An 11,223-nucleotide genomic window follows, 5' to 3' on the forward strand; every position below is an offset into this window, starting at 1 on the left:
AAGATTCAGGATCTTACTAACGTATGGCCCACTCCGCACCCAAAGTCGGCTTCGTCTCGCTCGGCTGTCCCAAGGCCTTGGTTGATTCCGAGCAGATTCTTACCCCCCTTCGCGCTGAAGGCTACGATATCTCCCCTTCCTACGATGACGCCGACCTGGTCGTGGTCAATACCTGTGGCTTCATCGATTCGGCCGTTGCCAAGTCGTTGGATGCGATCGGCTAGGCCTTGACGGAAAACGGCAAGGTCAGCGTGACGGGTTGCCTGTGGGCGAAAGGGGAGGTGGTACGTGACGTGCATCCTTCTGTGCTGGCGGTGACCGGCCCGCCCGCCACCGACGAAGTGATGGGGCATGTGCATGCCCACTTGCCCAAACCGCACGACCCGTTCGTCGACTTGGTGCCGACGGCAGGCATCAAGCTCACGCCCAAGCAGTACGCCTATCTGAAGATTTCCGAGGGCTGTAATCACCGACGCACCTTTTGCATCATTCCGTCAATGAGGGGCGATCTGGATTCCCGCCCGGTTCATGACGTGCTACGCGGGACGGAGAATCTGGCGAAGTCCGGCGTCAAGGAGCTGCTGGTGATTTCGCAGGACACCAGTGCCTACGGTGTCGACGTCAAATACAAGACGGGCTTCCACAACGGTCGGCCGGTGCGTACCCGCATGACGGTGCTGTGCGAGGAATTGGGGCGTCACGGTATCTGGGCGCGTCTGCATTATGTCTACCCGTATCCGCACATCGACGAAGTCATTCCGCTGATGCGCGACGGCAAGATCCTGCCTTACCTCGATATCCCGTTTCAGCACGCCAGCCAGCGCATCCTCAAACTGATGAAGCGGCCCGCCAACAGCGAGAACGTACTGGCGCGTATCAAGAAGTGGCGCGAGATCTGCCCGGATCTGGTGATCCGCAGCACCTTCATCGTTGGCTTCCCCGGCGAGACCGAGGAGGAGTTCGAGGAGCTGCTGGCGTTGCTGCGTGAAGCCCTGCTCGATCGCGTGGGCTGTTTCACCTATTCTCCGGTGGCGGGCGCCGCAGCCAACGATTTGCCTGATCACGTGCCGGAGGAGGTGAAGGAGGTCCGCAAGGAGCGCTTCATTGAGGTGCAGGCCGAGATCAGTGCCGCCCGTCTGGCGCGCCGTGTAGGCCAGTGCATGACGGTGCTGGTCGACGAGATCGATGAGCAAGGGGCGGTCTGCCGCAGCTATGCCGATGCCCCCGAGATGGATGGCATGGTTTTCGTGGCCGATGCTGATGGCCTGCAGGTGGGGGATTTCGTCGAGGTGGAGATCGCCGCCTCGGATGAGCATGATCTGTGGGCAGAGCGGGTGTAACGCGCGCCACGGCATGATCGGATGGGCGCCCCCGCATTTGCGGTGGCGCTTTTTGCATGGTGGGGACTGATTTATATCAGGGAATGCGCAGAAAGCATTTGGCATCAAGTCGCGCTGTTATGGAATGCCTGTATATTCGACGAGGTATTAGTCAACGAATGTTTAGGATCAGCCAGACATGTCGCCGTTGCTGCAACCCGTCGATCACATCCTGCTCCCCGAGATACTGAGTTGCCCACCAACCACCTCGGTCTACGAGGCTGCCCGCCTGATGATGGAGTCTCACTGCGGTTCCATCATCGTGATGGACGAGGCGGGAACCGCCCTCGGAATCTGGACCGAGACCGATGCGCTGAATCTGGATTTTTCGATGACGACCGAGGCGGATGGCACTCCGGTGGCGAAGGTGATGAGTTCCCCGGTGCGTACGCTCCAGAGCGGTACGTCGATTCATGATGCGACCGGGTTTTTCCGCCGCCATGGCATCCGCCATGCCCTGGTGGAACGGGATGGCCGCTATCTTGGCCTACTGTCCCTGACCGATATCGTGCTCAACCAGGGGACGGAGTCGTTCCTCGGGCTGAAGCGGCTGGAGGAGCTGGGGTGCCGGCCGGCCTGCCTGCTGGGGGCCGAGCTCGGGCTGAAGGATGCGGTGAAGGTGATGCGGCAGGGGGCGGTGGATGCTGTCGGGGTGTGCTTCGCCGATGGTGAACTGGGCATCCTGACCCGACGCGACGTGGTGCGCTTGCTGGCGCAGGGCGGGTGCGAGCATGCATTGGGGGCGGTGTGCTCGCGGCCGATGTTGACCCTGGCCGAAAATACCAGCCTGCTGCATGCCCGTCGCCTGATGTTGCAGCACAAGATCCGCCACTTGGGGGTGTGCGGGGCGGACGGCGGGCTCAAATTCATCCTGGGCTTCGGCGATATTCTCCACAACATCGAGCACGAGTGCCTGCTGGAACTGCAGGGGGCGCTCAACGAGCGCGACCAGGCCTTGCTGCTGTCGCGTCAGAGCCTGCTGCTGGCGGACAAGGTGTTCGAGTCCACGCTCGAGGGGATTGCCATCACCGACGGAGCCGGCATCATTCAGTCGGTCAACCCGGCTTTCGAGCGCATCACCGGTTACTCGGCCCAAGAGAGCATCGGCAAGACGCCTGCCTTGCTGAAGTCGGGCAAGCAGCCGCCGGAGTTTTACGAGCACCTGTGGCACAGCCTGAAGCGTGACGGTGTGTGGCAGGGGGAGGTGATCAACCGGCGCAAGAACGGTCTGCTCTATACCGAGCATCTGAGCATTACCGGCATTCGCGGCGACAACGGCGAGTATGCCCATTACGTCGCGGTGTTCTCCGACATTACCCAGCGCAAGCAAGCCGAGGAGCGGTTGCACTTTCTCGCCAACCATGACGCGCTGACCGGGCTGCCAAACCGCACCCTGTTCCTGGAGCGGCTGGAGGCGGGGGTGGAGCAGGCGCGCGAGTTCGGACAGCGCATGGCGTTGTTGTTTATCGACCTGGACCGTTTCAAGCTGGTCAACGATACCCTGGGGCACCATGCCGGTGACGAGTTGCTGGTGTGGATCGCCGAGGAAATGAGGAAGGTAGCGCCGCCGCTGGCGATGGTGGCGCGTCTCTCCGGCGACGAGTTCACCTTGCTGATGCCGGCCGTGGACAGCGTGCAGCAGGTGGCGAGCCGCGCCCAGAGCGTGCTCGACGCGATTGCCGGAGAAACCGTGGTGGCCGGGCAGGAGGTATTCGTGTCGGCCAGCATCGGCATCAGCATGTTCCCTGAGGACGGGGCCAGCGCGGACGTCTTGCTGGTCAACGCCGATACGGCGATGTACCGTGCCAAGGAGCGCGGTAAGAGCAATTTCCAGTTCTATACCCCGGACATGAATGCCAGCGCGCTGGAGCGCTTGCGGCTGGAATACAGCCTGCACAAGGCGCTGGCCCAGGATGAGCTGGAGGTCTGGTACCAGCCCAAGGTCGAACTGGCGACCGGTCGGCTCGACGGTGCCGAGGCGCTGATCCGCTGGCGCCATCCCGAACTGGGGCTGGTGTCGCCGGCGCGTTTCATACCGATTGCCGAGGACAGCTCGCTGATCGTGCCGATCGGTGAATGGGTGCTGAAGACCGCCTGCAGGCAGGTGCGGGAGTGGCGTGAGCGCAGGCTGTTTGGCGGGCGCGTGGCGGTCAACGTGTCCGGACGCCAACTCAAGTTCGCCGGCGTGGTCGAGCTGGTCGAGCGCACGCTGGAGGAGTGTGGCCTGCCCAGCTCTGCGCTCGAGCTGGAAATTACCGAGAGCGTGGCGATGGACGAGGATAGCGGCATGGTCGAGGTGCTGCGCCGGCTGCACGAGCTGGGCGTGTACCTGTCCATCGACGACTTCGGTACGGGGTATTCCTCTCTGTCTTACCTCAAGCGCCTGCCGGTGCATGGGCTGAAGATCGACCAGTCGTTCGTCGCCGACCTGCATCAGAACCGGGACGATGCGGCAATCACGCAGGCGATCATTTCCATCGCGCGCAGTCTGGGACTGGGGCTGGTGGCGGAGGGGGTGGAACTGGACGAGCAACGGCGTTACCTGGTGGAGCAGGGCTGTGGCACGGGCCAGGGCTACCTGTTCAGCCGACCGTTGCCGGCGGCGGAGTTCGAGGCTTTGCTGGAGAGGGAATACCTGGCGGGGGGCTGAAGCCTGATACCGCTGGGTTGGATTTGAGCGGGATGTAGCGTGCTATCATGTTGGCATGAGTTCCGATGCCAAGCCCTTGTTCTGGCGCGACCCGGCGCTGCCTTTTCTGGAGTTGCGCACCATCCAGGATGGTCGCCAGGTGTGCTATGCGCGCCACTCGCACGAGCATTTTTCCATTGGCGCCATCACCGGCGGATGTAGCACGTACCTGAATGAACAGGCAAGCCATGCCGTGGGCCGTGGCGATGTGGTGTTGATGAACCCGGGCGAGGTGCATGCCTGCAATCCCATTGCGGACCAGCCGTGGTCCTATCACATGCTGTACGTGGATACCGTCTGGCTGGCAGACTTGCAAAGGGAGTTGGGCCTGAGTGCCAATCAGGATTTCTATCCCTTCCAGTCTCGGCTGAGCCAGGATGCCCGACTGTATCGCCGGCTGGGGAGGCTGGTGGCGCTCTGTCGTGATGGCGCATCCACGGCGTTGCAGAAGCAGGGCGAGGCGGTGGAGTTCTTCAGTTCGGTGCAGTCCATCCTGCAGCCGGCGGGCCGGAACGAGAGCGAGCCCCATGACAGGCTGCAACAGGCAGCGGACTATATCAATGACCATTATGCGGCGGAACTGAGTTTGCAGGACATCTGTTCCGCGGCCTCCTTGTCTTCTTCCTACCTGATCCGCGCTTTTCGCCAGCGTTATCACATGACGCCGCACGAGTATCTGCTGAACTGTCGCATTCAACGTGGCAAGACGCTGCTGCGAAGAGGTCATCGGATCGCCGACGTGGCGCAGTCATTGGGTTTCGCCGATCAGGCGCATTTTCAGCGTGTTTTCAAACGGCTGGTGGCCGCCACGCCCGGACAGTATTGCCAGGCGCGGCGCTAGGCAGGTGGTGTCTACAGCAGATACAGCGTGCTCCCTGCCAGCAGCAGGGCCAGCAGGCGATTGAACAGGCGCATGCGTGCGGGGTGGCGCAGCAGGTGTTGCAGCCGGGCGCCGGCGTAGGCCCAGCAGGCGATCGACAGGTAGCAGATGACGAAGTAGATGGCGGCAAACTGCCAGATCAGTGAGTGGCCGCCGTCGCTGGCGTAGGCTCCCATCCCGGCTAGGGCAGCCAGCCAGGCTTTCGGGTTCAGCCACTGCATGATGGCGCCGTGACGGAAGGAGGGGCGGCGTTGCTGGTCCTGGCCCAGTTCCCCGTTATCACTGGCCAGTTTCCAGGCCAGGTACAGCAGGAAGGCGATCCCGCCCCATTGCAGGAGTCGGCTTGCTGCTGGCCAGCCGGCCAGCAATTCGTTCAGCCCCAGCCCCGTTAGCAACAGGAGTACGGTAAAGCCGACGGTCGCGCCGCTGACATGGCGCAGACTGGCCGTGAAGCCGTGACTGGCTCCGCTGCCGAGGGCAACGATATTGACCGGTCCGGGCGAGATGGAGGCAGCGAGCGCGAAGGCGGCCATGGAGAGTAGAACTTGCATGATGACCTCGTGAGTGGGAAACACCCGGTCGAGGATAGGGGGCCCGCATCGGGCCGTATTGAAGAAAATTACCCTGCTTGCCATCACCTATGGCGCAAAAAAACCGGGATGCTCGATCCCGGTTTCGCGTTCTTTATGGCGATGTCGATCAGCCGCCGATTTTTTCCTTGCCGCCCAGATAGGGGCGCAGTACGGTCGGAACGGTCACGGAACCATCGGCGTTCTGGTAGTTTTCCAGTACTGCCACCAGCGTGCGGCCGACGGCGAGGCCGGAGCCGTTAAGGGTGTGTACCAGCTGGTTCTTGCCGTTCTCGTCCTTGAAACGGGCCTGCATGCGGCGCGCCTGGAAGGCTTCGCAGTTGGAGCAGCTGGAGATCTCGCGGTAGGTGTTCTGTGCCGGCAGCCAGACTTCCAGGTCGTAGGTCTTGGCGGCGCCGAAGCCCATGTCGCCGGTACACAGCGTGATCACGCGATAGGGCAGTTCCAACGCCTTGAGGATGGCTTCGGCGTGGCCGACCATTTCTTCCAGTGCGTCGTACGACTTCTCCGGGTGCACCACCTGCACCATTTCCACCTTGTCGAACTGGTGCTGGCGGATCATGCCGCGCGTGTCGCGGCCGTAGGAACCGGCCTCGGAACGGAAGCAGGGCGAGTGTGCGGTCATTTTGACCGGCAGTTCGTCGAGCTTGAGGATGCTCTCGCGCACGGTGTTGGTCAGGGTGATTTCCGAGGTGGAAATCAGGTACTGGTCGACCGCGCCTTCCTCGCCGCCACGCGTCACCTTGAACATGTCCTCGGCGAACTTGGGCAGCTGGCCGGTGCCGAACAGCACGCTGTCGTTGACGATGTACGGGGTGTACATCTCCGTGTAGCCGTGCTGGTTGGTGTGGGTGTTGAGCATGAACTGCGCCAGGGCGCGGTGCAGCTGGGCGATCTCGCCGCGCAGCACGGTGAAGCGGGCACCGGAGAGCTTGGCACCGGTTTCGAAGTCGAGCCCCAGCGGGCTGCCGACGTCGACGTGGTCCTTGGCTTCGAACTCGAACGAGCGCGGTACGCCGACGCGGCGTACTTCGACGTTGGCGCTTTCGTCCTTGCCCTGCGGCACCGATGCGTGCGGCAGGTTGGGGATGGTCATCAGCCAGTGCTCCAGCTTCTGTTGCACGGCTTCGAAGGCGGCTTCGGCGGCTTTCAGCTCGTCGCCCAGGGTGGCCACTTCGGCCATGATGGCGGAGACGTCTTCTCCTTTGCGCTTGGCTTCGCCGATCTGCTTGGAGGTGGCGTTGCGGCGGGCCTGCAGTTCCTGCATGCGGGTCTGCAGCGCTTTGCGCTCGTTCTCGAGTTGGCCGAAGGCGTCGGTGTCCAGCTGGTAGCCACGGGCGGCCAGGCGCTCGGCGACGGTTTCCGGCTGGCTGCGAAGGAGTTGAATGTCTAGCATGGTGTTGGTCTATTTGATGTTGATGATCTGAAGCTGGCGGTCGGTGATGAGCCAGATCTTTTCAAAAGGACTATCCTGGAAGTCCTTGTTGCGTAAGTAATTTTCCCAGTCGCGGTGCATGACGCGCGTGTTGGCGTTGCGGATCAAGAGCCAGCAGGGCTTGACGGTGTAGGAGGCGAACTTGTCATTCTTGTCCTTGATGGCCCGGTCGAGCTGCTGGAAGATTTCTTTCATCAGTGCCGGCTGCTGCAGGGCGAGCAGCACGGCCGTCTTATCCTTGTGCCAACCGTTGATTATGGCAGCATCGTGGGTGCTGCCATAGATGTGCGTCACTTCCAGACCGATTTTTTGCGCAGGCTCGCCGTTCTGCCGGCGCAGAATGGAGAAGTCAGGAGATTCGCGGTGCGGGCCGAGCAGGTAATGGCCGGGGCGCGACAGGCGGTTGAGCACAGCGATCAGCCGCTTGGCGGCGAAGTGCTCCAACCTGACCTTGTGCCCGTCATGATCGTGATGGTGCTTTTGTTTCTTCATCCAGTTGCCTGAGAAACCGCAGTTTTTCCTGAATCTTGCCTTCCAGCCCGCGTTCCACCGGCTCGTACCAGCGACTGTCTTCGATCCCCTCCGGCAGGTAGGTTTCACCGGCGGCGTAGGCGTGCGGTTCGTCATGGGCGTAGCGGTAGGCGTGCCCGTATCCCAGCTCCTTCATCAACCTGGTCGGCGCGTTGCGCAGGTGCACCGGCACCGGGCGCGAGATGTCCTGGCGGATGAAGGCGCGCGCCTCATTATACGCCTTGTAGCCGGCGTTGCTCTTGGGGGCCACGGCGAGGTAGATCGCGGCCTGGGCCAGCGCCAGTTCGCCTTCCGGGCTGCCGAGCCGTTCATAGGTGTCGGCGGCGTCGAGCGCGATGCGCGCGGCGCGCGGGTCGGCCAGCCCGATGTCCTCCCAGGCCATACGCACCAGGCGGCGCGCCAGGTAGCGCGGGTCGGCGCCGCCGTCGAGCATGCGCGTCAGCCAGTACAGCGCTCCGTCCGGATTGGAGCCGCGCACCGACTTGTGCAGCGCCGAGATCTGGTCGTAGAAGGCGTCGCCGCCCTTGTCGAAGCGGCGCGCGTTGACGGTGAGCACTTCGGCCAGGAAGTCGGCGTCGATGTGCTCGACGTGGCGTGCGCCGGCGGCGGTGCGGGTCTGCTCCAGCAGATTGAGGAAGCGGCGGGCGTCGCCGTCGGCGTAGCCGCTCAGCGTCGCCAGGGCGCTGTCGTCGAAGGTCAGGCCGGGCAGGGCGCCACTGGCGACGGCGCGCGCGAACAGCGCCTTGAAGTCATCGTCGGTGAGGGCATTGAGCACGTACACCTGAGCGCGCGACAGCAGCGCCGAGTTGACCTCGAACGAGGGGTTCTCGGTGGTGGCGCCGATGAAGGTCAGAAGGCCCGATTCGACGTAGGGCAGGAAGGCGTCCTGCTGGCTCTTGTTGAAGCGGTGCACTTCGTCGACGAACAGGATGGTGTGGCGACCGTCACGCTGCAGCACCGCCTGCGCTCGGTCGACTGCCTCGCGGATGTCCTTGACGCCGGAGAACACCGCCGACAGCGGGATGAACTCGGCGTCGAAGCTGTGCGCCAGGATGCGTGCCAGCGTGGTCTTGCCGACGCCGGGCGGGCCCCACAGGATCATCGAGTGCGGGGTTTTCGATTCCACCGCCAGGCGCAGCGGCTTGCCCGGGCCGATCAGGTGCGGCTGGCCGATGACCTCGTCGAGCGAGGTGGGGCGCAGCGCTTCGGCCAACGGTTTTTTTGGTTCGCGGGCAAACAGGTCGGTCACGGTCTCAGTCCGAAATCACGTCCACGCCCTTGGGCGGGGTGAAGGTGAAGCGCGACGGCGCCAGCACCGGGTTCTTTTTCATGTCGGCGAAGCGGATCAGCGTGGTGTTGCCGAAGCTGTCGTGCAGTTCCATGGTGACCAGCGTGTTGGCGCGAAAGCCCATGCGGATCGACTGGAAGGTGTTCTCGCTCTTCTTCGGCGCGGCGCTGAGCCATTCGATGCCGTCCTGGGCGCCGGCTTCCTTCAGGTGGTAGTCGCGTTCGATGGCGTTGCTGCCGGCCAGCAGCGCGGCCGGGCTGGAGCCCAGCGCGGCGTCCAGCGACTTGCTGGTGACCTGGGCCAGTTCCTTGTCGTAAATCCACAGCCGCTTGCTGTCGCCGACGATGAGCTGTTCGTAGGGCTTGGCGTATTCCCAGCGGAACTTGCCGGGACGCGAGATTTCCAGCTGGCCGCTGGCCTCTTCGCGCTTGCCCTTGGCGCTGACCACTTGCGAGAAGCTGGCCGACAGGGTCTTGCTGCCGGCGACGAAGGCCTTCAACTGGGCGATGGCGGCGGCGTGGGCGGGCAGGGCGAACGCGGCGGCGAGGATGATCGGTAAGAGCTTCTTCATGGAATCCTTTTCTACGCCTCAGCCGTTTGGGGCTCAAGGAATAAATCGTCACGGACGTCCCCTGGCCGGTTCGCGCCGCACCGCCGTAGCCGTGGTGCGGCGAGCCTGGCCGGACCGGGAAGGGGATACGTCGCCGATTTATTCATCAGTGCTCAGCTGAAGCGGTTGGTGATCGGGTAGCGCCAGTCCTTGCCGAAACCGCGGTGGGTGACGCGCGGACCGACCGGGGCCTGGCGGCGCTTGTACTCGTTGATCTTGAGAAGACGAACCACGCGCCGCACGTCGGCCTCGGCAAAACCCTCGGCGATGATTTCGGCAGCGGACAGGTTCTCTTCCACGTAGCGCGCCATGATGGCGTCGAGCACATCGTAGGGCGGCAGACTATCTTGGTCTTTCTGGTCCGGACGCAGTTCCGCCGAGGGCGGCCGGGTAATGATTCTTAACGGAATGATCTCGCTCTGGGCGTTGCGCCAGTGGCAGAGCTGGTAGACCAGGGTCTTGGCGACGTCCTTCAGCACCGCGAAGCCGCCGGCCATGTCGCCGTACAGCGTGCAGTAGCCGGTGGTCATCTCGGACTTGTTGCCGGTGGTGAGCACCAGCTTGCCGGTCTTGTTGGAGAGCGCCATCAACAGCGTGCCACGGATACGCGCCTGCAGGTTCTCCTCGGTGGTGTCTTCGGCCAACCCTTCGAACGACGGCGCCAGCGCCGCCATGAAACTCTCGTACATCGGCCAGATGGCGATTTCCTCGTACTTCACGCCGAGCCGCTCGACCATGTCGCGCGAGTCGTCCACCGAAATGCCGGCGGTGTAGCGGCTCGGCATCATCACCGCGTGCACCTTGTCGGCGCCCAGCGCGTCGTAGGCGATGGCCAGCGTCAGCGCCGAATCGATGCCGCCGGAGAGGCCGAGCAGCACGCCGGGGAAGCCGTTCTTGCCGATGTAGTCGCGCACGCCGATCACCAGCGTTTTGTACACGCTCTCCAGCGGGCAGGGCAGCGCGGCCTTGCCGGCCGGCTGCAGGTCGCCGTCGGCCATCTGCACGATCAGCAGTTCATCGTCGTAGGCGGCGGCTTGCGCCACCACTTCGCCGGCCTTGTTGAGCGCGAACGAGGCGCCGTCGAAGACCAGTTCGTCCTGGCCGCCGGTGAGGTTGACGTAGGCGAACGGCAGGCCGGTCTCCTCGACGCGGTAGCGCACCGTCTCGTGGCGGGTTTCGATCTTGTTGCGGTGGAACGGCGAGGCGTTGAGCACCACCACCACGTCGGCGCCGGCGTCGGCGGCGTCGGCGGCGGGATCCAGCGACCAGACATCCTCGCAGATCAACACGCCGACGTTGACGCCGTCCTGCTGGAATACCAGCGGTGCGCCGCCGGGAGTAAAGTAGCGGCACTCGTCGAACACTTCGTTATTGGGCAGCAGCATCTTGTGGTACTGACCGAGACGGTTGCCGTCACGCATCACCGTGGCGGCGTTGAAGCGCTCGTTGCCGAGCTTGACCGGGTGGCCTACCACCAGCGTGATGCCGTCCAGCTCCAAGAGTTCGTCCAGCGCCTTGCTGCACTCGCGGTAGAAGTGGTCGCGCAGCAGCAGGTCTTCCGGGCTGTAGCCGGTGAGCGCCAGCTCCGGCGTGACCAGCACGTCGGCACCCTGGGCCATGGCCTGGCGGGCGAGGTCGAGAATCTTGCGGGTATTGCCGGCGATGTCGCCGACAACGGGATTGAACTGGGCGAGCGCGATACGCATCTTTGGTGGCTACGTCGGTTTATCAACAATAAGGCCAATTCTACCTGAAGCGCGGCACGATTTCCTGAAAGGCGCGGGAGGGGCGATAGCGTCGCTGAATGGCCTCACCCGGGGG

Annotated in this window: 10 protein-coding genes; 4 read left to right on the top strand and 6 right to left on the bottom strand. The window is 63.5% G+C overall.

Annotated elements, in window-relative coordinates; translation table 11 throughout:
- Window positions 1–23: 23 nt before the first annotated feature.
- From AC3WG5_RS05955 to AC3WG5_RS05970, 4 genes are all read left to right on the top strand, one after another.
- Window positions 24–224: a hypothetical protein gene (locus AC3WG5_RS05955; protein WP_492568131.1), complete on the top strand. Its 201-nt coding sequence runs from the start codon at window positions 24–26 to the stop codon at window positions 222–224.
- A 3-nt stretch (window positions 225–227) separates the two neighbouring features.
- A complete protein-coding gene (gene rimO / locus AC3WG5_RS05960) occupies window positions 228–1,340 on the top strand; it encodes a 30S ribosomal protein S12 methylthiotransferase RimO (protein ID WP_492568132.1) in 1,113 nt (370 codons plus the stop codon).
- A gap of 178 nt (window positions 1,341–1,518) precedes the next feature.
- Window positions 1,519–4,029, top strand: a complete 2,511-nt coding sequence (locus tag AC3WG5_RS05965) for an EAL domain-containing protein (RefSeq protein ID WP_492568133.1) — start codon at window positions 1,519–1,521, stop codon at window positions 4,027–4,029.
- A 55-nt stretch (window positions 4,030–4,084) separates the two neighbouring features.
- On the top strand, window positions 4,085–4,909 hold the full coding sequence (locus tag AC3WG5_RS05970) for an AraC family transcriptional regulator (RefSeq protein ID WP_492568134.1): 825 nt from the start codon (window positions 4,085–4,087) through the stop codon (window positions 4,907–4,909).
- An 11-nt stretch (window positions 4,910–4,920) separates the two neighbouring features.
- Here AC3WG5_RS05970 and AC3WG5_RS05975 read toward each other — a convergent pair whose 3' ends face one another.
- From AC3WG5_RS05975 to AC3WG5_RS06000, 6 genes are all read right to left on the bottom strand, one after another.
- Window positions 4,921–5,499, bottom strand: a complete 579-nt coding sequence (locus tag AC3WG5_RS05975; protein ID WP_492568135.1) for a LysE family translocator — start codon at window positions 5,497–5,499, stop codon at window positions 4,921–4,923.
- Between the two features lie 148 nt (window positions 5,500–5,647).
- On the bottom strand, window positions 5,648–6,934 hold the full coding sequence (gene serS, locus AC3WG5_RS05980) for a serine--tRNA ligase (RefSeq protein ID WP_008955555.1): 1,287 nt from the start codon (window positions 6,932–6,934) through the stop codon (window positions 5,648–5,650).
- Between the two features lie 9 nt (window positions 6,935–6,943).
- Window positions 6,944–7,417 (bottom strand): hypothetical protein, encoded by a 474-nt coding sequence (locus AC3WG5_RS05985; protein ID WP_232503541.1) that lies wholly within the window; start codon window positions 7,415–7,417, stop codon window positions 6,944–6,946.
- A gap of 16 nt (window positions 7,418–7,433) precedes the next feature.
- Complete coding sequence (locus tag AC3WG5_RS05990; RefSeq protein ID WP_492568136.1) at window positions 7,434–8,753, bottom strand: replication-associated recombination protein A; 1,320 nt, start codon at window positions 8,751–8,753, stop codon at window positions 7,434–7,436.
- Window positions 8,754–8,757: 4 nt separating this feature from the next.
- Complete coding sequence (gene lolA / locus AC3WG5_RS05995) at window positions 8,758–9,363, bottom strand: outer membrane lipoprotein periplasmic chaperone LolA (RefSeq protein ID WP_008955552.1); 606 nt, start codon at window positions 9,361–9,363, stop codon at window positions 8,758–8,760.
- A 152-nt stretch (window positions 9,364–9,515) separates the two neighbouring features.
- The gene (locus AC3WG5_RS06000) at window positions 9,516–11,108 is read right to left on the bottom strand and encodes an NAD+ synthase (RefSeq protein ID WP_492568137.1); all 1,593 of its coding nucleotides are present in this window, start codon (window positions 11,106–11,108) and stop codon (window positions 9,516–9,518) included.
- Window positions 11,109–11,223: the final 115 nt, after the last annotated feature.

It is taken from the genome of Pseudogulbenkiania sp. FW507-F1 (assembly GCF_058781125.1).